Annotated in this window: 24 protein-coding genes; 8 read left to right on the forward strand and 16 right to left on the reverse strand. The window is 72.6% G+C overall.

The window, feature by feature from the left end; all coding sequences use genetic code 11:
* Positions 1 to 26 precede the first annotated feature (26 nt).
* Positions 27 to 602 carry a mycothiol transferase gene (locus QSK39_RS14950; RefSeq protein WP_285478339.1) on the forward strand — a complete coding sequence of 192 codons (576 nt, stop codon included), beginning with the start codon at positions 27 to 29 and terminating at the stop codon, positions 600 to 602.
* Here QSK39_RS14950 and QSK39_RS14955 read toward each other — a convergent pair.
* The gene (locus QSK39_RS14955) at positions 599 to 1,606 is read right to left on the reverse strand and encodes an aldo/keto reductase (RefSeq protein ID WP_285478340.1); all 1,008 of its coding nucleotides are present in this window, start codon (positions 1,604 to 1,606) and stop codon (positions 599 to 601) included. The two genes, QSK39_RS14950 and QSK39_RS14955, sit on opposite strands and share 4 nt — an antisense overlap.
* 84 nt (positions 1,607 to 1,690) lie before the next feature.
* Between QSK39_RS14955 and QSK39_RS14960 the strand changes: the two genes are divergently transcribed.
* On the forward strand, positions 1,691 to 2,257 hold the full coding sequence (locus tag QSK39_RS14960; RefSeq protein WP_285478341.1) for a TetR/AcrR family transcriptional regulator: 567 nt from the start codon (positions 1,691 to 1,693) through the stop codon (positions 2,255 to 2,257).
* Here QSK39_RS14960 and QSK39_RS14965 read toward each other — a convergent pair.
* Entirely contained in the window at positions 2,241 to 3,455 is a 1,215-nt protein-coding gene (locus tag QSK39_RS14965) for an FAD-dependent monooxygenase (protein ID WP_285478342.1), read from the reverse strand. The genes QSK39_RS14960 and QSK39_RS14965 overlap by 17 nt on opposite strands.
* Before the next feature lie 77 nt (positions 3,456 to 3,532).
* Between QSK39_RS14965 and QSK39_RS14970 the strand changes: the two genes are divergently transcribed.
* Positions 3,533 to 4,066: a TetR/AcrR family transcriptional regulator gene (locus QSK39_RS14970; protein WP_285478343.1), complete on the forward strand. Its 534-nt coding sequence runs from the start codon at positions 3,533 to 3,535 to the stop codon at positions 4,064 to 4,066.
* On the opposite strand, the gene QSK39_RS14975 is transcribed toward QSK39_RS14970, so the two are convergent.
* From QSK39_RS14975 to QSK39_RS14985, 3 genes are read right to left on the reverse strand one after another with little or no spacing between them, the layout of a single operon-like run.
* A complete protein-coding gene (locus tag QSK39_RS14975) occupies positions 4,063 to 5,685 on the reverse strand; it encodes an acyl-CoA dehydrogenase family protein (protein WP_285478344.1) in 1,623 nt (540 codons plus the stop codon). The genes QSK39_RS14970 and QSK39_RS14975 overlap by 4 nt on opposite strands.
* Positions 5,669 to 6,274 (reverse strand): TetR/AcrR family transcriptional regulator, encoded by a 606-nt coding sequence (locus QSK39_RS14980; protein WP_285478345.1) that lies wholly within the window; start codon positions 6,272 to 6,274, stop codon positions 5,669 to 5,671. The genes QSK39_RS14975 and QSK39_RS14980 overlap by 17 nt, the downstream gene beginning before the upstream one ends.
* A 33-nt stretch (positions 6,275 to 6,307) precedes the next feature.
* Positions 6,308 to 6,760: a P-loop NTPase family protein gene (locus QSK39_RS14985; protein ID WP_285478346.1), complete on the reverse strand. Its 453-nt coding sequence runs from the start codon at positions 6,758 to 6,760 to the stop codon at positions 6,308 to 6,310.
* Between the two features lie 54 nt (positions 6,761 to 6,814).
* Between QSK39_RS14985 and QSK39_RS14990 the strand changes: the two genes are divergently transcribed.
* Positions 6,815 to 7,792, forward strand: a complete 978-nt coding sequence (locus tag QSK39_RS14990; protein WP_285478347.1) for an SDR family NAD(P)-dependent oxidoreductase — start codon at positions 6,815 to 6,817, stop codon at positions 7,790 to 7,792.
* Here QSK39_RS14990 and QSK39_RS14995 read toward each other — a convergent pair.
* Both QSK39_RS14995 and QSK39_RS15000 read right to left on the reverse strand, forming a co-directional pair.
* Positions 7,779 to 8,420, reverse strand: a complete 642-nt coding sequence (locus QSK39_RS14995) for a DUF1345 domain-containing protein (RefSeq protein WP_285478348.1) — start codon at positions 8,418 to 8,420, stop codon at positions 7,779 to 7,781. The genes QSK39_RS14990 and QSK39_RS14995 overlap by 14 nt on opposite strands.
* 49 nt (positions 8,421 to 8,469) lie before the next feature.
* Positions 8,470 to 9,027, reverse strand: a complete 558-nt coding sequence (locus QSK39_RS15000) for a helix-turn-helix domain-containing protein (protein WP_285478349.1) — start codon at positions 9,025 to 9,027, stop codon at positions 8,470 to 8,472.
* 41 nt (positions 9,028 to 9,068) lie between these two features.
* Here QSK39_RS15000 and QSK39_RS15005 point away from each other — a divergent pair, with 41 nt between their 5' ends.
* Genes QSK39_RS15005 through QSK39_RS15020 form a run of 4 tightly spaced genes read left to right on the forward strand, consistent with a single transcriptional unit; the run spans position 9,069 to position 10,850 of the window.
* A complete protein-coding gene (locus QSK39_RS15005; RefSeq protein WP_285478350.1) occupies positions 9,069 to 9,587 on the forward strand; it encodes a GNAT family N-acetyltransferase in 519 nt (172 codons plus the stop codon).
* A 31-nt stretch (positions 9,588 to 9,618) separates the two neighbouring features.
* Positions 9,619 to 10,068 carry an SRPBCC domain-containing protein gene (locus tag QSK39_RS15010; protein WP_285478351.1) on the forward strand — a complete coding sequence of 150 codons (450 nt, stop codon included), beginning with the start codon at positions 9,619 to 9,621 and terminating at the stop codon, positions 10,066 to 10,068.
* Positions 10,065 to 10,397, forward strand: coding sequence for an ArsR/SmtB family transcription factor (locus QSK39_RS15015; protein WP_284744870.1), 333 nt, complete (start codon positions 10,065 to 10,067; stop codon positions 10,395 to 10,397). Before QSK39_RS15010 ends, QSK39_RS15015 begins: the two co-directional genes overlap by 4 nt.
* Positions 10,398 to 10,409: 12 nt before the next feature.
* Positions 10,410 to 10,850 carry an SRPBCC family protein gene (locus QSK39_RS15020; protein ID WP_285478352.1) on the forward strand — a complete coding sequence of 147 codons (441 nt, stop codon included), beginning with the start codon at positions 10,410 to 10,412 and terminating at the stop codon, positions 10,848 to 10,850.
* Positions 10,851 to 10,856: 6 nt separating this feature from the next.
* On the opposite strand, the gene QSK39_RS15025 is transcribed toward QSK39_RS15020, so the two are convergent.
* From QSK39_RS15025 to QSK39_RS15065, 9 genes are read right to left on the reverse strand one after another with little or no spacing between them, the layout of a single operon-like run.
* Positions 10,857 to 13,700 (reverse strand): aminotransferase, encoded by a 2,844-nt coding sequence (locus tag QSK39_RS15025; protein WP_285478353.1) that lies wholly within the window; start codon positions 13,698 to 13,700, stop codon positions 10,857 to 10,859.
* Entirely contained in the window at positions 13,697 to 14,458 is a 762-nt protein-coding gene (locus tag QSK39_RS15030; protein WP_285478354.1) for an SDR family NAD(P)-dependent oxidoreductase, read from the reverse strand. Before QSK39_RS15030 ends, QSK39_RS15025 begins: the two co-directional genes overlap by 4 nt.
* A complete protein-coding gene (locus QSK39_RS15035; protein WP_285478355.1) occupies positions 14,448 to 17,108 on the reverse strand; it encodes an aminotransferase class III-fold pyridoxal phosphate-dependent enzyme in 2,661 nt (886 codons plus the stop codon). The genes QSK39_RS15030 and QSK39_RS15035 overlap by 11 nt, the downstream gene beginning before the upstream one ends.
* Positions 17,105 to 18,265, reverse strand: coding sequence for a CopD family protein (locus QSK39_RS15040; RefSeq protein WP_285478356.1), 1,161 nt, complete (start codon positions 18,263 to 18,265; stop codon positions 17,105 to 17,107). The genes QSK39_RS15035 and QSK39_RS15040 overlap by 4 nt, the downstream gene beginning before the upstream one ends.
* Positions 18,262 to 19,095 (reverse strand): alpha/beta hydrolase family protein, encoded by an 834-nt coding sequence (locus QSK39_RS15045; RefSeq protein WP_285478357.1) that lies wholly within the window; start codon positions 19,093 to 19,095, stop codon positions 18,262 to 18,264. Before QSK39_RS15045 ends, QSK39_RS15040 begins: the two co-directional genes overlap by 4 nt.
* The gene (locus tag QSK39_RS15050; protein ID WP_285478358.1) at positions 19,092 to 19,934 is read right to left on the reverse strand and encodes an ABC transporter ATP-binding protein; all 843 of its coding nucleotides are present in this window, start codon (positions 19,932 to 19,934) and stop codon (positions 19,092 to 19,094) included. The genes QSK39_RS15045 and QSK39_RS15050 overlap by 4 nt, the downstream gene beginning before the upstream one ends.
* Positions 19,927 to 20,721, reverse strand: a complete 795-nt coding sequence (locus tag QSK39_RS15055) for an ABC transporter ATP-binding protein (protein WP_285478359.1) — start codon at positions 20,719 to 20,721, stop codon at positions 19,927 to 19,929. The genes QSK39_RS15050 and QSK39_RS15055 overlap by 8 nt, the downstream gene beginning before the upstream one ends.
* Before the next feature lie 3 nt (positions 20,722 to 20,724).
* Positions 20,725 to 21,567, reverse strand: coding sequence for an ABC transporter permease (locus tag QSK39_RS15060; protein ID WP_285478360.1), 843 nt, complete (start codon positions 21,565 to 21,567; stop codon positions 20,725 to 20,727).
* The gene (locus tag QSK39_RS15065) at positions 21,564 to 22,514 is read right to left on the reverse strand and encodes an ABC transporter permease (RefSeq protein ID WP_285478361.1); all 951 of its coding nucleotides are present in this window, start codon (positions 22,512 to 22,514) and stop codon (positions 21,564 to 21,566) included. The genes QSK39_RS15060 and QSK39_RS15065 overlap by 4 nt, the downstream gene beginning before the upstream one ends.

The raw sequence follows: 22,514 nt of genomic DNA on the forward strand, positions 1-22,514 counted from the left end.
CGGTGCCCGCCGCTAGCGTGCGGGCCATGGACGCCATCGCCACCGATCTGCACCGGTACCTCCAGGAGGCGCGCGAGAGCGTGCTCGCCTCGTTGTCCGGGTTGAGCGACTACGACATCCGCCGCCCGATGACCCCGACGGCCACGAACCTGCTGGGCCTGGTCAAGCACCTGGCCGGCGGCGAGCTCGGGTACCTGGGCGACTGCGTCGGCCGTCCGGCCCCGGTCCGGCTGCCGTGGGTCGAGGACGGGTCGATCTGGGACAGCGCCGACATGTGGGCCACGGCGAGCGAGACCCGCGAAGAGCTGGTCGAGCTGTACCGGACGGCGTGGAAGCACACCGACGAGTCGATCGAGCAGCTGCCGCTGGACGCGCCGGCGTCGGTGCCGTGGTGGCCGGAGGACCGGCGGAAGACGACGTTCGGCTCGCTGCTCGTGCGGGTGACCGCCGAAGCCGCGCACCACGCGGGCCACGCGGACATCGTGCGGGAGCTGATCGACGGCCGCGGCGGTGCCGATCGCGAGGACGTCGGCGACACCGCCTGGTGGGATGCCCATGTGGCGCGGGTCCAGGGCGCGGCCGAGCAGTTCCGGACGGTTTAGGCCGCGGCGCGGTCGGCGAACGGCCGGCGCCGCAACGCCGGCTGCGCCAGCGCCGGGGGCTGGTAGGCCTGGTCGAGGACGCCGACGTCGGTACCCGGCGGGACGATCTCGTCGATGCGGTCGAGCAGGTCGTCGGAGAGGGTGACATCGAGGCCGGCCAGCAGGTCGTCGAGGTGGGCCATCGTGCGGGCGCCCAGCAGGGCACTCGTGACGCCGGGGTGGGCGATGGTGAACGCCATCGCGAGGTGGGTCATGGGCAGCCCGGCTTCCTTCGCGAGCGCTTCGAACCGCTCGACGACGTCGAGGCGGCGTTCGTCGTCGAGGTGGCGGACCAGGCCGGCGCGACGCAGCTGGTCGTGCGGGCGGCCGGTGAGCAGGCCCTGGCCGAGCGGGCCCCAGACGAGGGTGCCCATGCCGAACCGCTGGGTGGTGGGCAGGAGTTCGCGTTCGATGCCGCGGTTGAGCAGGGAGTACACCGGCTGCTCGGTGTGGAACCCGGTGAGCCCGCGCCGGGACGCGACCCACTGGCCCTCGACGATGTCGGCCACCGGTGTCCCGGACGCGCCGATCGCGCGCACCTTGCCGCTGCGCAGGAGGTCGGTGAGGGCGGAGAGGGTTTCCTCGATGTCGGTGCCGGGGTCAGGCCGGTGCAGCTGGTAGAGGTCGATGTGGTCGGTCCGCAGGCGGCGCAGCGAGTTCTCGATGGCGGTGACGATCCAGCGGCGTGACGCGCCTTGGTGGTTGGGGTTCTCGCCGGTCGGCCGGCCGAACTTGGTGGCGAGCACGACGTCGTCGCGGCGGCCTTCCAGGGCTATGCCCACGACGTCCTCGGAGTCGCCGTAGGCGTCGGCGGTGTCGAGGACGTTGAGGCCGGCGTCGAGGGCCCGGTGGAGGACGCGGGCCGAGTCCTCGGGCGCGTTTCCCATCGAGGTGGCGAACATCAGCGTGCCCAGGGCGTAGGGGCTGACCTTGATCCCGGTCCGGCCCAGGGTGCGGTACTGCATGGGGACTCCTCGGGTAGCCTTAAGCGGAAAGCTTTTCCACAACTATACGGAAAGGCTTTCCGCTTAGCTACCCGGAGGAGGACTGTGCCCGCAGAGCCGCGACGTCGGCGCGCCGACGCCCAGCGCAACATCGACGCACTCCTGGAGGCGGCGAAGAGCGTCTTCGCGACCTCGGGGGTGGACGCGCCCGCGAAGGAGATCACCGACCTGGCCGGGGTCGGCGTCGGCACGCTCTACCGGCACTTCCCGCAGCGCGCGGACCTGGTCGCGGCCGTGCTGCAGCGCGAAATCGACGTCGTGGCGCAGACGGGACCGGCGCTGAGTGCCGGCCACGAGCCCGGCGAAGCGCTGCGAAGGTGGCTGCGCCGCTACACCGAGTTCGTCGGCACCAAACGGGGGTTCGCCACGGCACTGCATTCGGGCGATCCGGCCTTCGACACCCTGCCCGGGTACTTCATGCAGCAGATGGAGCCGGTACTGGCGGCCCTGCTCGAGGCGGCGGGCGCGGCCGGGGAGGTCCGCACCGACGTCAGCGCCAAGGACCTCCTGCACGCGGTGGCGCTGCTCTGCCAGCCCGTGCGCGGCGAGGACCTGGAGTACAACCAGCGGATGGTCGGGGTCCTCGCCGACGGGCTCAGCCCACGGGCGTGACCGCGTAGTCCTTGACCCGCATCGAGTCGTGCATCCGCACGCCGCCGGTGTTGAGCTTCGCCAGCGCCGTCGTGACCCGGGCCGGCAGGGCCGAGACGAGCTGGCCGCCGCGGGCCAGCGCCCACACCCCGGCGCGGGAGCGGGGGATCAGGCTGCGGGCGGCACCGACGGCGAACGCGCGGCTCTTGCGCACCAGCTCGCCCATTTCGCTTTCGTAGGCGGCAAAGGCGCGCTCGTGGTCGCCGCCGGCCGCGGCGAGCTCGCCGGCCAGGACGTAGGCGCCCAGCACCGCGAGACTGGTGCTGCCGCCGACCGCCGGGCCGGGGCAGTAGCCGGCGTCGCCGACGAGCGTGACGCGCCCGCGTGACCACGACTCGAGGCCGAGCTGGGTGATCGAGTCGAAGTAGAACGGGCCCGGGCCGTCAAGTTCGGCCAGCCAGGCGTCGACCTGCGGGTGCATCCCCGCGTAGGCCTCGCGCAGCAGCTCCTGCTGCCTCGCGACGTCGCGGTGGTGGTAGTCCAGCGGCTCGTCGCGGCGGAAGAGGAACACCGCGCGGGTTTCGTCGAGGTGGCGGGCACTGTAGATGCCGGCGGTGCGGCCGGGGCCCAGGTGCAGGACGGTTTCGCCGTCGCCGAGGCCGGTGGTGTCCGGCAGGGAGAGCACGGCCAGGTAGGCGCCGATGAACTTCGTCAGGCCGGCTTCCTCGCCGAAGACCAGGCGCCGCACGTTCGAATGCAACCCGTCGGCGCCGACGACGATGTCGAACCGGCGCGGCGCGGCGTGCTCGAAGGTGACGTCGCCGTCGGGGGAGATGCTGGCGATCGAGTCGCCGAAGAGGTATTCGACGTCGTCGCGGCCGGCGTCGTAGTAGATCTCGCTGAGGTCGTCGCGCATGATCTCGGCGTGCCGGTCGGAGGTGGCGCGGTAGATCTTCGACAGGTCCACCCGCGCCGGGCGGCGCACGCCTTCGCGGTGCAGCGTCATCCGGGTGGTGCCGGTCTTGCGGGCTTCGACGCGCGGGAGCACGCCCATCCGTTCGGTGATGTCCATGGCGGGCCGGAACAGGTCGACGGCGTGGCCGCCGGTCTTGCGCAGCGCCGGGGCGCGTTCGACGACCGTGACGTCGAAGCCGTGCCGGGTGAGCCAATAGGCGAGCACCGGTCCCGCGATGCTGGCGCCCGAGACGAGAATCCGCATGAGTACCTCCCTGACTTAACGGTAGGTAAGTTGTACCACGGATCCTTACCTATCGTTAAGTCAGTTATGCTGGGGTCGTGCCGAAACCCTCCGACACCAAGCAGCGCATCCTCGACGTCGCGCGCGACCTCTTCACGACCCAAGGGGTGCAGCGGACCAGCCTGCAGGACATCGCCGACCGGCTGGGCATCACCAAGCCCGCGCTCTACTACCACTTCCCCTCGCGCGACGACCTCGTCCGCAGCATCGTCGCGCCCATGCTCGACGACGGCGAGAACTTCCTCCTCGCCCAGGAAGCGCGCGGGGACGCGCCGGTGCGGGAGCTGATCGAAGGGTTCTTCGACTTCAACTACCGCCACCGCGCGGACGTGATCATGCTGCTGGCCGAGATGCCCACGCTGGCCGACCTCGGGCTCATCGACAAGGCACTGGGCTGGCGCACCCGGCTCACGATGCTGATCTGCGGCCCCTCGCCGACCCTCGAGGAGCAGGCGCGCGCGATCCTGGCGCTGGGCGGCCTGCAGGACGTCTGCATGCAGTTCCCCGACGCCCCCGTCGACGAGCTCAAGGCCGCGGCGGTCGCCGGAGCGCTGGCCGCACTCGGGCGTTAACGCACCGCCGCGCGGTCGATGATCGCGCTCGTGTCCACTCCGGCCGGCAGGGTGCCGAACGCGATGCCCCAGTCGCCGCCGAAGCGGGACGCGCAGAACGCGTCCGCGACCGCCGGGTGGCCGTGGCGCACCAGCAGCGATCCCTGCAGCACCAGCGCCATCGCCTCGACCACCCGCCGCGCCCGGTACTCGATCGCGTCGAGGTCGGTCAGCTCCTTGCGGACCCGGTCGACGGCGTCGTCGAGCCGCGCGTCGCCGCCGGCCGCCTGCTCGACCTCGGCGAAGAACGCCGCGACCGACTCCGGCTGCTTTCCCATGGCGCGCAACGCGTCCAGCGCGGCGACGTTGCCCGAGCCTTCCCAGATCGACGACAGCGGAGCCTCGCGGTAGAGCCGCGGCATGCCCGACTCCTCGACGTACCCGTTGCCGCCGAAGCATTCGAGGGCTTCGGCCGCGTGCATCGGGGCCCGCTTGCACACCCAGTACTTCGACACGGCCAGCCCGAGCCGCCGGAACGCCTGCTCCTGCTCGTCGTCGCGCCGGTCGCCGGCCGCGGCCAGCCGCATCGCCACGGTCGTCGCCGCTTCGGACTCGACGACGAGGTCCGCGAGCACGTTCGCCATCAGCGGCTGGTCGACCAGTGCCTTGCCGAAGGCGTGCCGGTGGGTGGCGTGGTGGATCGCGCGGACCGCGCCCAGCCGCATGCCGGACGCGCTGCCGAGCGTGCAGTCCAGCCGGGTGTTGTTGACCATCTCGATGATGGTCCGCACCCCGCGGCCCTCTTCGCCGACGAGCCAGCCGGCGGCGTGGTCGTACTCGATCTCCGAGGACGCGTTGGAGCGGTTGCCCAGCTTGTCCTTCAGCCGCTGCAGCCGGATCGGGTTGCGCGAGCCGTCGGGCAGGACCCGCGGGAGCAGGAAGCAGGAGAGCCCGCCGGGGGCCTGGGCGAGCGTCAGGAACAGGTCCGACATCGGTGCCGAGGTGAACCACTTGTGGCCGACGAGGGTGTAGCTGCCGTCGGCGCTCGGGGTCGCGGTGGTCGTGTTGGCGCGGACGTCGGAGCCGCCCTGCTTCTCGGTCATCGACATGCCCGCGATCAGGCCGCGTTTGGTGCTCGGCTCGCGGAGGCCGAAGTCGTACTCGGTCGCGGCCAGCAGCGGCTCGTACCGCGCGGCCAGTTCCGGGTTGGCCCGCAGCGCCGGGATCGCCGCGTAGGTCATCGAAATCGGGCAGCTGTGCCCGGCCTCGACCTGGCCCCAGACGTAGAACTTCGCCGCCCGGGCCGCGTGCACGCCCTCGCGCGGGTCCTGCCACGGCGTGCCGTGCAGGCCGTGCGAGACCGCGACGGTCATCAGGTCGTGCCAGTACGGGTGGAACTCGACCTCGTCGATGCGGTGGCCGTACCGGTCGTGGGTGCGCAGCACCGGCTCGTTCTCGTTGACCACCCGGCCCCACTCCTGGGCCTGCTCGCTGCCGGCGAGCCGGCCCAGCTCGTGCAGCTCGTCCGAGGCCCAGTCCGCACCGGCACGCTCGAGCCCGGCCAGCAGCGCGGGGTCGTCGGCGACGTCGTGGCCCTGCAGCGGCGGGACCTGGTTGGTGACCTCATGCGTGGCGGGCATCGGAACCTCCTAGAGCGCGGACGACGAACGTGCGGAGCTCGGCGACGTCACCGGCGTTGCCGCTGGTCAACGGGCCGATCAGGACTTCGGCGGCGGCACCCACCAGCGCGGCGGCGGTGAGCCGCCCGTCCTGCGGCGGCAGCGCGCCGGCTTTGACCCCGGCCGCGACGTGCTCGGCGACGACGTCGGTGAACGCCCGCCGGAACTCGAGCCGTTCGGCATCGATCCGCGCGTCGACCGGTTCGGCGAGCAGAGCGTAAGCCTGGCGCGGCGCTTTGAGGGCGCGCTGGGCGAAGGTCTCGAAGACGGCCAGGACGCGTTCGGCGGGCTCGCCGGGCCGGGCGGACGCGGCCCGGACGGCGTCGACCTCCCGCGTGACGACCTGCCGGAACACGTGCACGACCAGGTCGGCCTTGGTGGGGAAGTGCTGGTAGACGCTTCCGACGGCGACGCCGGCCCGTTCGGCGACGGCGGAGACGGAGCAGCCGCTGTAGCCGTGCTCGGCGAGCTGTTCGGTCGCCGCGGCGACGATCGTCGCGCGCTGGGCGTCGAGCCGTTCCTGGACCTTCGGGGTGCGGCGGTAGGGCACGTCAAGAAGTGAAGCACCGATTCATTGCTTCAGTCAACGCTCGCCGAGAAACCGCCGCACCGCCCGCGGCGACCGCAGCTCCACCATCTCGACGCCCGACGCGGCCAGCGCCCGCCGCACCTGGGGCAGGTGCCGCCACCGGTAGCTCAGCACCCACGACCAGAAGTCCCACCGCTCACGACCCCGCCGCACCGCCCGCCACACACACCGCGCCGGCGACAGGTTCAGGAGCACCGCCGTGTCCGCCACCGCGGCCCGGACCTCCAGTACGTCGTACGGGCCGAGATCGCCGTCGAGGATCCACTGCGGACTCGCCACCAGCTCCCGTTGCCGCACAACCCACTCCGCCCGCGCCAACCCCGCCGGGCCCGGCTGCCAGAACACGCTGTCCAGCTCCACCACGGGCAACCCGGTCCGCGCGCCGAGCCGCCGCGCGAACACCGACTTCCCGGACCCGCCGCACCCCAGCACCAGCACCCGTTCCACGTCGCCATTCTCGCGCTTGCGCTGGAGCGCGCTCCAGCTCTTACCGTCGAAACCATGACCACGCCCCAGCACAAGATCGGCTCCGGCTTCGGCGCCACCAGCACCGCGGCCGAGGTCCTCGCCGGCATCGACCTGACCGGCAAGCTCGCCCTCGTCACCGGCGGCTACTCCGGCATCGGCCGGGAAACCACGCGCGTGCTCGTCGACGCCGGCGCCCACGTCATCGTCCCCGCCCGCCGGCGCGCCACGGCCGAGGAAGCCCTCGCCGGGATCGCCGGCACCGAGATCGACGAACTCGACCTCGCCGACCTCGCGAGCGTCCGGGCCTTCGCCGGCCGCTTCCTCGCCACCGGCCGCCGGCTCGACCTCGTCGTCGGCAGTGCCGGCATCATGGCCTGCCCCGAAACCCGCGTCGGCCCCGGCTGGGAAGCCCAGTTCGCCACCAACCACCTCGGCCACTTCGCCCTGGTCAACCACCTCTGGCCGGCCATCGCCGACGGCGCCCGCGTCGTCTCCGTCTCCTCGCGCGGGCACCACTTCTCCCCGGTCCGCTGGGACGACGTCCACTTCGGACAGGGCTACGACCGGTGGCTCGCCTACGGCCAGGCGAAGACGGCCAACGTCCTGTTCGCCGTCCACCTCGACCGGCTCGGCCGCGACCGCGGCGTGCGCGCCTTCGCCCTGCACCCCGGCTCGATCATGACCAACCTCCTGCGCCACATCCCTCGAGACGAGTGGCGCGCCCACGGCTGGCTCGACGAACAGGGCAACCCCACCGCCTACTTCAAGACCCCCGAAGCCGGCGCCGCCACCCAGGTCTGGGCCGCCACCTCACCCCGGCTCGACCGCATGGGCGGCGTCTACCTCGAAGACTGCGACATCGCCGAGCCCGCCCCCGACGGAGACGAAGACAGCGCCACCCCCGTCCGCCACCGCGTCGGCGTCCGCGGTTACGCCGTCGACCCCGAGCAGGCCGCGCGGCTCTGGGCGCTGTCGGCCGAGCTCACCGGCGTCGACGCTATTTCCCGGTGATCACGCCGACCGCGATGCCCAGGATGGCCGTGTTGTAGACGAACGCCATCACGCTGTGCGTCAGCACCGTGTAGCGGATCGGCCGCGCCTGAACCTCCACATCGGACGTCGCGAACGACGTCCCCACGGTGAAGGCGAAGTAGGCGAAGTCGAGCAGGTTCGGCCGTTCCGTCGCCGGGAACCGCAGGCCGGAGGCCGGCGCGGCCCGGTAGTGCAGGTGCGCGTAGCGGTCGGCGTAGCCGAAGTGCAGCAGGGTCCACGCCGCCAGCACCGCCGGCACCGCGCTGATCTGCAGCACCGTCGCGTACTCGTCGTCTTCTTCGGCGATCACGTTCGCCGCCAGGATCAGCAGGCCCGCCGACATCCCGACCACGCTCACCAGCAGGGTCGCCGCGAAACTCGAGCGGCGTCCCAGCAGGCTGTGCAGCCACGTCGGTTCGCCGTCGGCCGCGAGCCGGTAGCGGCGGATCCGCAGGAACCGGGTCGCGATCACCGCCACCGCCAGCACGTCCCACGCCAGCAGGAACACCACGTCCAGCCCGGTGTCCGGCGCGAGCAGCCACCCCAACCCCAACAGCACCAGCAGGAATTCCGCGCACTGGTACCAGATCCTCCGCAGACGACGCACCGCGCGAAGCTAACGGCCCCCGCCCGCGACGGCACGCCGGATCACCTGGTCAGGTGGCGCGCGGCACCAGCGCGACGAGGTAGCGGCAGGGCAGTGACCCCGGGTTGGCGAACACGCGCTCGGGTGCGGTCCCCAGCTGCACGCAGTCCCCGGCGTCCAGCTCGTGCACCTCGGCGCCTTCCCGCAGGCGCAGATGCCCCTCCAGCACCCAGATCTGCTGGTGCAGGAACGCGCTCGCGAGCAACGGCACCTCCGCGCCCGGCGGCAGCTCGATCTCGACCAGTTCGAGCGGGCGGCCGGCGGCGGGAGAGAGGGCGCGCCGCCGGTAGCCGGTGTCCGGGTCCACCCACACCGGCTGCTCGGCCGCGCGCACCAGCCGCCGGTCGTCACCTTCGGCCCGGGCGATCAGCTCGGACAACGTCATTCCGAGCGCCTGCGACAGTTTCGCCAGCAACGCCGCCGTCGGCTGCACGTCGCCCCGCTCGATCTTGCCGATCATCGCCCGCGACACCCCGGACGTCTCGGCCAGCGCGGCCGCCGAGAGCCCGTGGGACGTCCGCGCGGCGTGCACGGTGGTGGCCAGGCGAGCGGTCAGGGGGTCGGTCATGGGTTGATACTATACGACCGTTTCTGGCTACCATATGAGCCATGCCGATCCGAGACGCCGCTCCCGACGACGCGGCCGCCTGCGCCGCCCTCTACGCGCCCTACGTCACCGACACTGTCATCTCCTTCGAGACCGAACCGCCCTCCGCCGCCGAAATGGCCCGGCGGATCGACCACGCCCATGCCTGGTTCGTCCTCGAAGACGACGGCCGGGTCGCCGGATTCGCCTACGCCCACCCGTTCGCCGAACGTGCCGCCTACCGGTGGTCCTGCGAGACGAGCATCTACCTCGAACGCGGCCGCCGCCGCACCGGCGCCGGCCGCGCGCTGTACGAGACGCTGTTCGAACGTTTGCGGGACAACGGCTTCTGCCGCGCGTTCGCCGGGATGACGCTCCCGAACGACGCCAGCGCCGGCCTGCACCGCGCACTCGGGTTCGAGCCGGCGGGCGTCTACCGCCGGGTGGGGTGGAAGCACGGCGCGTGGCGGGACGTCGCCTGGGTCCAGAAGGACCTCGACGCAACCGATGGTTGCGCGTCGCCGCCGGAGCCGCTAACGTGACGCGCAACCAAACGTTGCACAAGGAGCCGGCATGGAACACGGAACCCTGGACCGCGAGATCCACATCGACGCCACCCCCGAAGTCGTCTTCGACGTCGTCAGCAGCCCCGAACACCTCCGCGAGTGGTGGCCGGACGAAGCCGAGTACCCCGTCCAGCCCGGCGGCGACGGCCGCATCGGCTTCGGCGGCACCTGGGTGCGGTTCACCGTCGTCGACGCCGTCCCGCCGAAACTGTTCTCCTTCCGCTGGACCCACGCCGACGGCGAGACCGCCGCGCCCGGCAACTCGTTCCTCGTCGTCTTCGAGCTCGAACCCACCGCCACCGGCACCCGCCTGCGGATGACCGAGACCGGCTTCCGCGAACGCGGCTGGGACGAGGCCAAGATCGCCGCCGAGTACGCCGACCACGTCAGCGGCTGGGACCACTTCCTGCCCCGCCTGCCCGGGTACGCGGTCAAGGCCGGAACGACGAACGCGTGAGCACCGCCGTGGACGACGACCTCTGGTCGGCCATCGGCGACCCCACCCGCCGCCGCATGCTCGACCTGCTCCTCAGCCAGGGCAGCGCCACCGCGACCAGCCTGAGCGAGCACCTCCCGGTGACCCGCCAGGCCGTCGCGAAGCACCTCACCGTCCTCGACCGCGTCGGCCTCGTGCACGCGAGCACCGCCGGCCGCGAGAAGCACTACCGCGTCGACGAAGCCCAGCTGGCCCGCGCCGTCGCGCAGCTCGCCGACGTCGGCGCCGCCTGGGACGCCCGGCTCCGCCGCATCAAGCGCATCGCCGAAACCATCCAGAAGAACCTCTAGAGAGGCACGACCATGGACATCCTGCACCGCATCGGCATCGAGAAGTCGTCGCCGGAGAAGGTCTACGAGGCGATCACCACCCTCGACGGCCTGTCCGCGTGGTGGGCCCGCAAGACCGTCGGGGACCCCGAACTCGGCGGCGTCATCGCCTTCCGGTTCACCGCCGGCGGCTTCGACATGAAGGTCACCGAGCTCGACCCGGGCCGGGTCGTGCGCTGGGAGGTCGTCGACGGGCCACCCGAATGGGTCGGCACGACGATCCGCTGGGACATCGAGCAGCGCGGCGACTACACGATCGTGCTGTTCAAGCACGAAGGCTGGCGGGAGGCCGGCGAGTTCATGCACCACTGCAGCACCAAGTGGGCGATCTTCCTGATGAGCCTCAAACAGCTCGTCGAGACCGGCGAAGGCGCCCCGGACCCGCAGGACGTGGCGATCAGCGACTGGCACTGACCACCGCTACCAGCCCTCGGTCAGCACGTGGTCGAGGGCGTCGACGAAAAAGGCGGCTTCGGCGGCGGTCAGCCCCAGCGGCGGCTTGACCTTAAGCACGCACAGGCGGTCCGACGTCGGCTGCATGATCACACCCAGCTCACGCAGCCGTTCGCAGATGGCCGCGGTCTCGGCGGTCGCCGGTTCGAGCGTCTCGCGGTCCCGCACCAGCTCGACCCCGAGGTAGAGGCCCATCCCGTGCACCGCGCCGATGAGCGGGTGGCGGTCGGCGAGGTCGAGCAGCCGCCCGCGCAGCTGGGCACCCACCAGCAGGGCGTTGCGCTGCAGGTCCTCGTCGCGCAGGACGTCGAGCACGGTCAGGCCGGCGACGCAGCTGACCGGGCTGCCGCCGGCCGAGGAGAAGAAGTAGCCCTGCTCGCGGTAGCCCTCGGCGATCGCCCGCGACGTGATGACGGCGCCGAGCGGGTGCCCGTTGCCCATCGCCTTGGCAACGGTGACGACGTCCGGGACGACACCTTGCTGTTCGAAGCCCCAGAAGTGCTCGCCCAGCCGGCCGTAGCCGACCTGGACCTCGTCGGCGACGCACAGCCCGCCGGCGCGGCGCACGGCGGCGTAGACCGCGGCGAGGTAACCGTCGGGCAGGGCCATTCCGCCGGCGTTGCCGTAGAACGGCTCGGCGAGGAACGCCGCCGGGGGGCGGCCGAGGGCGGCCATCCGGTCCACCTGGGCGACGGCGTCGTCGGCGTACCGGTGGGCGTCGGCGCCGCGGTACCGGCCGCGGTAGGTGTTGGGTGCGGCGAGCGGGTGCACCCACGCGGGCCGGGTCGTGAGGGCGTGGGGGTTGTCGGCGACGGACGTCGAGACGGCGTCCGTCGCGTCGGACCAGCCGTGGTAGGCCTCCCGCACGGTCAGGACGTCGCGGCGGCCGGTGTTCGCCCAGGCCAGGCGCAACGCGAGGTCGACGGCCTCGGTGCCGCTGTTGACCAGGAACACCGTGTCCAGCGGTGCGGGCAGCAGCGCGGCGAGGCGTTCGGAGAACTCGACCACGGCCCGGTAGTGGAACCGGGAGTTGGTGTTGAGCAGCCGCCACTGCCGCTCGATCGCCTCGGCGAGGCGCGGGTGGCCGTGGCCCAGGATCGAGACGTTGTTGACCATGTCCAGGTAGGACCGGCCGCCGATGTCGAACAGGTGCCGGCGCCAGCCGCGTTCGATCCGCGGCGGCTCGGCGTAGTAGTGCTCCTGCACCGGCGCGAACGCCTGGTCCCGGCGCGCGAGCAGGTCGTCCGCCGCCGGCTCGTGCCCACCGGGGGCGACCAGCGGCGTCGGGTCGGGGCACACGCGTGCCCACGCTTCGGCCATCGCCGGGGTCACGAAGAACGGTGGCCGCTCGCCGAGCCGGCCGACCTGGACGCGGACGGAGGTCGTGCGGCCGAGGACGTCTCCCGTGGTCACGGTCCCGGTGGCCACGTCCTGCAGCGATCCGGTCAGCCACAGGGTTTCGGTGCCGCGCAGGGCGACGGCGTCGTCGTGCACCTCGACGGTCCCCGGCCACGGCGCGCGGATCTCGAACGGGGTCTCGGACAGCAGTTCGGCGCCGAGCCCGGTCGTCGCCGGCGCGACCGGGGAGTCGAGCCGGGTGCGGGTCAGCCGGGCCTGCAGGTACGGGACGAACGAAAGCCCCGAGGGCGGGCGCGACTCGGCGTCCTCGCCGAGAAACCGTCCATTGTGGAGCAGCGGGCTCGTGACCGACCAGTCCAGGACGGCGGCGTGCCCGGTCACGATCGGCGCGCCGACGGCGGCGGGCCGGGGCGTCGCGGGCCGCACGGCCGACCGGACCAGCTCGGTGCCGACGGCGAGCGGAATCGACGTCGCGGCCGCGAAGATCCGCCATTCGCGTTCGAGGTTCGCGGCCGCGTAGGCGTTGGTCCGGTCGATGCTCGCCTGGTGCCGTCCGCTGACCATGAGCGACGCCGCGCGCAGCACGACCAGGGGCCACAGCGCGGTCAGCTCGTCGTCGGAGACCGGCCGGACGCGGCCGAACGCGCGGATCGCGGGCAGCACGGCCGAGAGGTCGGTACCCGCGTCCGGCAGCAGCGCCGAGCACGTCACCGCCAGCTCGGCGATCGCCCAGCTGTGGGTGAGGTCGCCGAAGTCGATGATGCCGACCGGGTTCGGCCTGCCGTCGTCGCCGGGCGCCGCGATCACGTTGTCCGCGGTCAGGTCGCCGTGGACCGCCTGCACCGGCAACCGGCCGGCGACCGGCACCAGCGCCGTCGCGGCGGCGTCCGCGGCCCGGCGCGCGGCGTCCGGTCCACCCGGGACGGTGACGAACTCCGCCAGCTTCGCCACGACTTCATGGGCGTGGCGCAGGTCCCACTGCAGTTCACGCCGGGGCAGCGGGCCCTCGAACGTCGCGAGCGCGGCCGAGGTGCGTCCGGCCAGCTCGCCGAGCGCGGCCACGACCGGCGGGGCGAGGTAGCGCGCGGCACCGAGGGGGTCGCCGTCGATGTAGGTCACCAGCCGGGCCACGGTGGTCTCCCCGGCGGGCTGGATGGTGCGGCCGTCGATGCCCGGCACCGGCTCGGGCGCGCGGATCCCGCAGTGCCGGGCGACGTGCGCGGCCGCTCGGTCCTGGGCGTCGAGGTCCTCGGCGGTGAACGCCGGGTTCGACACTTTCAGCACGAACGTGCCGCCCGGGGCGACGATCCGGAAGTTGGCGTCCTGCTGGCTGCCCAGCTCCTCGGCGGTGCCGTCGACGCCGTAGCGTTCGCGGGCCAGGGTTTCGGCTTCGGCGGCGGAGATCTTCGGCGTCGCCAGCGCCTCCTGCTCGGCGAAGTGGAAGGTGCTCATGCGCGCTCCTCGGCGATCGAGTTGCCTCCGTCGACGACGAGGCACTGCCCCGTGACGTAGGACGAGGACGGGGTGCACAGGTAGGCGATCAGGCCGGCAACCTCGGCGGCGGTGCCGCTGCGGCCCAGCGGGGTGCGCAGGCCCTGGGCGTGCTCGCGGGCGGTCTGCGAGCCGGTGGCGATCCAGCCGGGTGCGACGGCGTTGACGGTGACGCCGTCGGCCGCGGCGGCCAGGGCCAGCCCGCGGACCAGGCCGACGACGCCGGCTTTGGCGGCGCCGTAAGCGACTTCGCCCCGCATGGCCATCACCGGTCCGGTCAGGCTGGCCACCACGACGAGCCGGCCGGCGCCGCTCGCCTTCAGCACCGGCAACGCGGCCTGGGCGAGCAGGAACGCGGCGTCGAGGTCGCGGGCGAGCACCGCGCGCCAGGCGTCGAACGTGCAGCCATCGCGGGCCGGAGCCGCCGCCGAGGTCATGCCCGCGCAGTGGACCACGACGTCGAGCCGGCCGAACCGGGACAGCGCTGTCGCGACCAGGCTTTCCGCGGTGTCGGGCCGGGTCAGGTCGCCCGAGACCGCGGTGGTGCCGGCGGGCAGCTCCGCCAGGCGGTCGTGGACGCGGTCGCTGTGGCCGGACACGACCAGCGACGCCCCCAGCCCGCCCAGCACCGACGCGGTGGCGAACCCGATCCCGCGTGGACTGCCGGCACCGGTCACCACCGCCACCTTCCCGCCGAGGCCGAAGGGGTCACCAGGCACGGCCGAGCACCTCGTCCAGCACGGCTCCGAACAGGTCGGCGTCGGCGGCGGTGAACGTCAGCGGCGGCTTGAGCTTGAGGACGTTCCCGGCCGAGCCGGTCGGGTAGACGAGCACGCCTTCGTCTTTCATCAGCTCGCTGACGTGTAACGCCTCTGCCGCGGCCGGTTCCCGTGACGCCCGGTCGCGGACCAGTTCGACGCCGAGGTACATCCCGTGCCCGCGGACGTCGCCGATCAGGTCGTGGCGGGCGGCGACGGCGTCGAGGACGGCCTTGAAGTGCCGTCCGGTGTCCGCGGCGTGCCGCTGCAGGTCCCGTTCGGCGATCTCGTCGAGCACCGCGAGGCCGATCGCGCACGAGACGGGGTTGCCGCCGAAGGTGTTGAAGTACTTCATGCCGGTGTCGAAGGCGTCGGCGATCTCGCGGGTGGTCACCACGGCCGCGAGGGGGTGGCCGTTGCCGATCGGCTTGCCCATGGTGACGATGTCCGGCACGACGCCCTGGCCTTCGAAGCCCCAGAAATGCTCGCCGAGGCGGCCGAAGCCGACCTGGACCTCGTCGGCGACGCAGAGCCCGCCCGCGGCGCGGACGGCGGCGTAGGCCTCGGCGAGGTAGCCACCGGGGTAGAAGACGCTGCCGGCCGTGCCCAGCACCGACTCCGCGAGGAACGCCGCCGGCGGGGTGCCCGCGGCGGTCAGCCGCTCGACCTGACGCCGGACGTCCGCCGCGTAGGCGCTTCCGGCCGCCGGGTCGTCGTAGCGGACGCGGCCGCGGTAGCCGTTGGGCTGCTCGACCTCGTGGGTCGTGGGGTCGGGTCCGGTGCCGCCCGGCCCCCGGTAGCGGTTGGGGCTCAGGCCGGTCAGCACGCCGGTATTGCCGTGGTAGGCGCCGTCGACGACGAGGACGTCACGGCGGCCGGTGACCTGGCGGGCCATCCGGACGGCCAGGTCGTTGGCCTCGCTGCCGCTGCAGACGAGGAACACGACGGCGAGGGGATCCGGCAGGGTCGCGGTGAGCCGCTCGGCGTACTCGGCGATGCCGGGGTAGAGGAACCGGCTGTTGGTGTTGAGCTTGCGCAGCTGGGTGGTGGCCGCGGCGACGACGCGGGGGTTGGCGTGCCCGACGTGGCTGACGTTGTTGATCGCGTCGAGGTAGGCGCGGCCCCGGTCGTCGTAGAGCCAGGTGCCTTCGCCGCCGACGAGGGTCATCGGCCGCCGATAGTAGGACCGCTGGGACCGCGCGATGTGGGTTTCGCGGGTGGCGAGGACCCGGCGCGTGTCCCAGGTGGACTCTCGGCGCGGCAGGCCCAGGAACCCGGCGGGGTCGGGGGAAACGCGCGCCCAGGCGCCTGCCAGAGACGGCGTCACCGGACCGGCCGGCGCTTGCAACGCCGTCTCCAGGGAGAGGAAGAGGGCGACCTGGATCGCCGCGGTCCGGCCGATCGGCTCGCCCGCGGCCAGGGAGTCCCGGGACGGCGCAGGGACGCCGGTCCAGCGCGACCAGACATCCCCGTGACGCAGGATCAAGGCCCCTTCGGCGCTCTCGACCACCGCGTCCAGAGGTGTGCAGACGGTGAACGGTTCCGGTGCCTCGACCGCGAGACCGAGCCGCAGCGTCGCGGACTCCCCGCTGACCGTCGTCCGGCGCACCCGGCCCTCGGGCGCGAGGTGCGGGGACACTTCGGCAGGCGGAGTCGAGAACGCGGGTCGCACACCGACGACGTCCAGGACATCGTCCGCGCGCCCGGCGGCCTCCCGCAGCACCGCCTCGGCCAGCTCCGGCGGGATCGCGGCGAGCGCCTCGACGGTCGGCCGGGTGTGGCGCATCCGCTCGTTCCCGTAGGCGGTGCCCCGCCGCGTCCAGGTGACGGCGTTGACGCACAGCCTGGCCGCGGCCAGTGGGAAGAGCACCGCCAGTTCGGCGTCCTCGAGGTCACCTTCGGTCGCGTAGCCGCGCACCACCGCCGCGGCCGCGGCCAGCGGATCGGGCTTGCGCAGCATCGCGTACGCGACGGCGACCGCCAGTTCCCCGACGCGGGCGGTGTGCAGGGCATCGCCGAAGTCGAGGACCGCGTCGACGTGGTGCCGGCCGTCCGGGCCGCGCCGGACGAGGACGTTGAAGTCGTTGAGGTCCTGGTGCACCACCGCCCGCGGCAGCGACGGCCCGTGCCGCTCCACCGCCCGCGCATACGCCCCGGGAAGGTCCTCGACGCCGATCGCCTCGGCCGCCCGGAGCACGTCCCAGTACCGGGGCGCCGAATCGGGTGGCTTGGGCGCGTCGGCCAACGCGCGGACCAGCCGTGCCGCGGTGGCCCCGAGTTCTTCCAGCAGCTCCGGTGAGTGGGTGTCCAGTTCGGACAGTGTGCGGCCGTCCAGCCAGGTCTGCACCGTGATCACGCGACCGTCCCGGACCACGACGGTGTCGCCGTCGAGCGCCGGGAGGACGCGCGGCACGCGGATGCCGGCCGCGGCGGCGCGGTGCATCAGCTCGTGCTGCCAGCGGATCCGCGCCACGTCGGCGCCGGGCGGCGAGACCTTGACGACGACCCGAGAGCCGTCAGACAGCAGCACCGCCGAGTTCTCGTCGAGCTCGCCGCCGAGCACCGTCGTGTCGAGACCGTGCAGGCCGTAGCGCTCTTCGAGCACGCTCACCGCGTCACCTCGGGGTGGTCGATGCGCTCGTGCAGCTTGAGGTTGGCGAAGAACGCCACGACGACCGTCGCGAGCAACACGAACACCGCGGTGAACAGCGCACCCGTCGCCGGCGGTTCGGCGGTGCCGCCGGCCTGCTCGCGAGCGGAGCCGTTGAGGAACGGCACCACGGCGAGCACCGCGACCCCCACCACCGCCTCCAGGGTCACGATCTTCGGGAAGTGCCCGACCGCGATCGCGAACACCGAGCGCGTGTCGCCGGCCGCCCGCAGCCGCGCGATCCGGGGGAGCAGGACGAACTCGTTCACCGCGCCGCAGCCGATCAGGACCGCGACCAGCGCGATCTTGAGCAGCAGGAACCGGCCGTAGGGCGTCTCCCACAGCTGGGCGGGCGAGCCGACGGACTTCCAGCCGAGCCAGAGGCCCGAGACGATCACGACGCCGACGCAGACCTCGGCCGCCACGCTGAAGCGCCGCCAGATCCGGCCCCAGACCGGCCCGGCCGCCTCGCTCAGCCGCGCGCGGGCCCCGGCGAGCAGGACCAGCGCGACGATGCCGCCCACCCACGTGCAGCCCGCGATCGGGTGCGCGTAGCTCAGCACGGTCATCGTCCACGTGTCGGCGGTCTGCCCGTCGAGCGTGCCGGGGATCGCGGTGACCAGCTGGGCCACGACCAGCAGCGGGAAGGTGACCGCGGCGATCGTCCCGGCGCGGTCACGCAGCGACCGCCGGAACAGCAGCATCGGCAGGATCGCCGACACCGCGAACAGCACGTACGTGACGAGCACCAGGAAGCCGGCGGAGACCCACACACCGTGCTTCCCGGGGGCCGTGAGGTACGCCCAGATCGCCGATGGCGAGAGCCCCTCACCGAAGGACATCCCGTCGGTCGCGCGGGCCGCCTTGCCCGCCAGCTGCGGGTAGAGCGCGACCAGCAGCACCAGCCCCGACCACGCCATGACCAGGGTGGATCGTCCGGTGAGGACGGACCGGTCGGCCGGGTCGGCGTCGCCCAGGGCGGGCCGGACCGCCGCCCAGTGGACGAGCGTCGACCCCATGACGGCGGCCAGCCCGGCGAAGTAGCCGAACTTCGTGACCAGGCGCCACAGCGGCGGGACGACGTCGGTGTCGACGGCCGCGGCGAGGATCGCGCTCATGCGCCCTCACCTCGACGGGCCGCGATCAGCTCACCGAAGAACTCGCGGACCACCGGGAGCACCGGCGACGCCTGGTGCGCGACCCCCGGAACGAGCACGAACCGCACCTCGACGCCGTGGGCGAGGAAGTCGCGTTCGAGCGTCCGCAGCCGCTCGACCCGGGTGGCGCCGGTCTTCTCGGCACCGTCCATCCAGTTCGGCTCGCCCGGGTTGGTGATCTCCCACGTCTCGACGTCGTCCTCACCGGCGACCATCAGGACCGGCACCCGCCGCAGCGCGTCGAGGTCGATCGCCCGGCCGAAGCGCTTCTCGAAGCCGGCCGTGCCCAGCCACCACGGCAGCGTGTCGTCGAGCCGCGTGATCCGCCCGGGCGCGCCGATGGACAGCCCGGCCAGCCGCTCCGGGTGCAGGTAGCCGAAACGGTGCGCGAACTGGCCGCCGCCGGAGAAGCCGTGCAGGTAGAACCGCTCGGGGTCGATCGGGTAGCGCTGCGCGACCTCCTCGGCCATCGCCAGCAGCACCCGGTCGAACCGGATGCCCCGGTACTCGAGGAACTTGAAGTTGTGCAGGTCGGCCGGATCGTCGATACCGGCCGGGAACAGCGGGGCGAGCACGAGGGCGCCGTGCTCGTCGGCGAAGGACCGGAGGTGGTCGCGGTAGAGCAGGAAGTTGCGTTCGGTCCCGTGCTGGACGACGACCAGCGGCGCCCGCGGGCCCAGGTCCTCCGGCACGTAGAGGCAGTAGCTGAAGCGCTGGTCGTACTGCGAGGCGAACACGGGCGTGCGGCCCCGGCTCCAGAAGGCGGCGGTGGATGGTCTGTCGGTGCTCATGCGAGCGCACTCCTCTGCTCGAAGGCGGCTCGCAGCTCGGCGACCCGCTCGGGCTGCCAGTCGGGCCCGGGAGCCGACGACAGCAGCATTTCGGTGTAGGGATGGCGGGGCCGGCGCAGGACCTCGGCGGTGTCGCCGTGCTCGACGGCCTCGCCCCGGTACATCACGAGCGTCCGGTCGGTCACCTCGGCGACGACGGCCAGGTCGTGGCTGACGAACACCAGGCTCACGCCCGAGTCACGGCGGATCTCGTTCAGCAGCGCCAGGATCTGCGCCTGAACGGAAACGTCCAAAGCGGACACGGCCTCGTCCAGGACCAGCACGGCCGGGTCGACGGCCAGTGCCTTGGCGATCGCGACCCGCTGCCGCTGGCCGCCGCTGAGCTGGTGCGGCCGCGAACCGGCCAGCTCGTCACCGAGCCCGACCCGCTCCAGCAGCCCCCGGACGCGCTCGGCCGTCGCGGCCCGCGGCATCCCCGGCCGGTGCCGGCGCACGACGTCCCGCAGGGCGTGCTCGACCGTCAGCCGGCGATCGAGTGAGCCGTACGGGTCCTGGAACACCATCTGCGCCTCGCGCGCCCGGGCCAGCCGCGCCTTGCCGCCGCGAGCCGTCCAGCTCCGGTCACGCCCCCCGAAGGTGACGGCGCCGGCGTCGGGACGCGCCAGGCCGACGATCATCCGGGCGAGCGTCGTCTTGCCCGACCCCGACTCGCCGACCAGCCCGAGCGAACTCCCCGCGGGCAGGGAGAACCCGATGTCCCGGACGGCCGCGACCGGCTTCCCGCCGCGGCGGGCCGGGAACGTCTTGGTGAGGCCGTTCACCACGAGTGCGTCAGGCATGGCCGTGCTCCCGTTCCGGCAGGCGCGGCGTCGCGTCGGCCAATGCCCTGGTGTAGGGGTTGGCGGGGTCGACGAACACCGTCTTCCCCGGCTGCTCGTCGACGATCGAGCCCTCCCGCATCACGTAGACGCGGTCGCAGCACGCGCCGGCGAGCAGCAGATCGTGCGTGATGAACAGGACGGCCAGCCCCCGCTCGCGCCGCAGCCGCCGCAGCAGGGCCAGCACCTCCGCCTGGGTCGTCACGTCCAGGGCGCTGGTCGCCTCGTCGGCCAGCAGCAGCCGCGGGTTCGTGCTCAGCGCCGCGGCGATCGAGACGCGCTGCAGCATCCCGCCGGAGAGCTGGTGCGGGTACTTGCGCAGCAGCAGGTCCGGCTCACGCAGGCCCACCTCGGCCATCAAGTCGAGCAGCCGCCGGCTCGCCTCGGCGCGGGCGATCCCGTGCACGTGGACCAGCCGTTCGGTCGCCGAGTCCCCGATCCGCCGGACCGGGTTCAGCGACGAGCGCGGGTCCTGGAAGATCATCGCCGCGTGCTCGGTGCGGATCGCCCGGACGTCGGCCGGGCCAGCGGGGGAGACGCCGCCGACGGAGATCGACCCCGTCGTGTGCGCGCCCTCGGGCACCAGCCGCAGTACCGCACGCGCGGTGGTCGACTTGCCGGATCCCGACTCGCCGACCAGGCCGACGGTTTCGCCGGCGTCGACGTCGAGCGAGACACCCCGCAGGATCCGGCGCGGGCCGTGGGGGAGCGGCACCGTGAGACCGAGGTCCCGGATGGACAGCAGCACGGCCTACCTCCTCACCGCGAGCTTGTCGGACAGCCGGACACCGACGACGTTGGTCGCCACCACGACGATCGCGATCGTCAGCCCCGGCACCAGCGCCGGCCCGAGCACGCCCTGGATCACGCCGGCGCGGCTCTCCTCGACCATCAGCCCCCAGTCCGACTTGGGCGGCTGCGAACCGAACCCGAGGAAGTTCAACGTCGCCAGGCTCATCAGGCCGTCGCCGAACAACACGACGAGGTAGCCGAGCAGCGTCGGCACCAGGTTCGGCAGCACGTACCGCAGGCACAGCTCGAACCCGCCCGCACCCTGCAGCCGGTAGGAGTCGACGTAGGGCCGCGCCAGCTCCTCCAGCGCGATGGCCCGGGTGAACTTCGCGATCACCGGCGCGTAGGCCAGGCCCATGCCGAGCACCGCGGTGACCGTCCCACTGTCGAACACCGCGATGATCATGATCACGAACAGCAGACCGGGGAACGCGAACATGACGTCGGTGACGCGGGCCAGCAGCACGTCGACCCAGCCGCGGTGCCAGGCCGCGGTCAGTCCGATGAGGACACCCAGCGCCGTGGCCAGCGCCAGCAGCGCGATGGCACCCAGCAACGTCGGGCGCGCACCGTCGATCACCCGCGAGAGCAGGTCCCGCCCGAGCTGGTCGGTGCCGAGCCAGTGCGCCGGCCCCGGCGGCACCCAGATCGCGTCGAAGCTCGTCGCGGCCGGGTCGTACGGCGTCACCCACGGCGAAAGCACCGCGGCCACGACCGCCAGCGCCAGGATCGCCAAGCAGGGGTAGAAGGCCCAGTCCCGGCGCCGGCGCGGCACCGCCAGAACGGGCGCGGCGAGCGTCATGCCGCCTCACTCCTCTCCCGCGTGCGCGGGTCGATCAGCGGGTACACGACGTCGACGACGATCGTCACGACCATGTACGCCAGCACCATGTAGAGCAGGATCGCCTGCACCACCGGGAAGTCGTGCGCGTTGATGGAGTCGACGAGCATGCTGCCGACACCGCTGAGGCCGAACACCGACTCGATCACCACGGTGCCCGCGAGCATGCTCGCGATGATCAGCCCGCACATCGTCACGACCGGGCCCAGCGAGTTGCGCAGCACGTGCCGCCGGACGACCTTGCGCCGCGGCAACCCGAAGCTGCGTGCCACCTCGACGTGCTCCAGGCTCTGCTGCTCCACCATCGTCTGCCGGGTCACCCGCGACACGACCGCGAGCGCCCCCAGCGCCAGCGCGATCGCCGGCAGCGTCAGGTGGTACAGCCGGTCGGCGAACCCGTCACCGCTGCCGGACACGTCGAACCAGCCCAGCTGCACCGCGAACACCGACACCAGCACCAGCGCGACCACGAAGTGCGGCACCGACGTGAGGAACGTCGTGACCCCGGTGATCACCGAGTCGGCCACACCGCCACGCCGCAGCGCCGACACCACCCCGAGCAGCACGCCGACCACCACGAACAGCAGCGCGGCCATCGCCACCAGCAGCACCGTGACCGGCAGCCGGCTGCTCATCAGGTCCGCCACCGGCTGCTTGTAGACGAACGACGTACCCAGGTCACCGTGCAGGACACCCTTCACCCACAGGAAGTACTGCTGCGGGAACGAGTCGTCCAGGTGATAGGCCGCCCGCACCGCCGCGATCCGGTCCGGCGTCCGGTCTTCGGGGTTCTTGATCAGGAAGGTCAGCGGATCACCCGGGGCGGCGAACATCCCCGCGAAGATCACGAACGAGCTGACGGCCAAGGTGAGCAGCAGGGCCCCGAGCCGCCGGGCCAGAGTCACCAC

This window comes from Amycolatopsis sp. NBRC 101858 (assembly GCF_030269325.1).
Taxonomy (GTDB): domain Bacteria; phylum Actinomycetota; class Actinomycetes; order Mycobacteriales; family Pseudonocardiaceae; genus Amycolatopsis; species Amycolatopsis ponsaeliensis.

Excerpts from the sequence above, each read along its gene's own strand:
- QSK39_RS15050 (WP_285478358.1), bottom strand. The coding sequence starts at position 19,934 with ATGCCTGACGCACTCGTGGTGAACGGCCTCACCAAGACGTTCCCGGCC.
- QSK39_RS14975 (WP_285478344.1), bottom strand. The coding sequence starts at position 5,685 with ATGCCCGCCACGCATGAGGTCACCAACCAGGTCCCGCCGCTGCAGGGC.
- QSK39_RS15045 (WP_285478357.1), bottom strand. The coding sequence starts at position 19,095 with ATGAGCACCGACAGACCATCCACCGCCGCCTTCTGGAGCCGGGGCCGC.
- QSK39_RS14990 (WP_285478347.1), top strand. The coding sequence starts at position 6,815 with ATGACCACGCCCCAGCACAAGATCGGCTCCGGCTTCGGCGCCACCAGC.
- QSK39_RS15020 (WP_285478352.1), top strand. The coding sequence starts at position 10,410 with ATGGACATCCTGCACCGCATCGGCATCGAGAAGTCGTCGCCGGAGAAG.
- QSK39_RS15000 (WP_285478349.1), bottom strand. The coding sequence starts at position 9,027 with ATGACCGACCCCCTGACCGCTCGCCTGGCCACCACCGTGCACGCCGCG.
- QSK39_RS14965 (WP_285478342.1), bottom strand. The coding sequence starts at position 3,455 with ATGCGGATTCTCGTCTCGGGCGCCAGCATCGCGGGACCGGTGCTCGCC.
- QSK39_RS15060 (WP_285478360.1), bottom strand. The coding sequence starts at position 21,567 with ATGACGCTCGCCGCGCCCGTTCTGGCGGTGCCGCGCCGGCGCCGGGAC.
- QSK39_RS14950 (WP_285478339.1), top strand. The coding sequence starts at position 27 with ATGGACGCCATCGCCACCGATCTGCACCGGTACCTCCAGGAGGCGCGC.
- QSK39_RS15025 (WP_285478353.1), bottom strand. The coding sequence starts at position 13,700 with ATGAGCACCTTCCACTTCGCCGAGCAGGAGGCGCTGGCGACGCCGAAG.
- QSK39_RS15010 (WP_285478351.1), top strand. The coding sequence starts at position 9,619 with ATGGAACACGGAACCCTGGACCGCGAGATCCACATCGACGCCACCCCC.
- QSK39_RS15005 (WP_285478350.1), top strand. The coding sequence starts at position 9,069 with ATGCCGATCCGAGACGCCGCTCCCGACGACGCGGCCGCCTGCGCCGCC.
- QSK39_RS14955 (WP_285478340.1), bottom strand. The coding sequence starts at position 1,606 with ATGCAGTACCGCACCCTGGGCCGGACCGGGATCAAGGTCAGCCCCTAC.
- QSK39_RS15040 (WP_285478356.1), bottom strand. The coding sequence starts at position 18,265 with ATGAGCGCGATCCTCGCCGCGGCCGTCGACACCGACGTCGTCCCGCCG.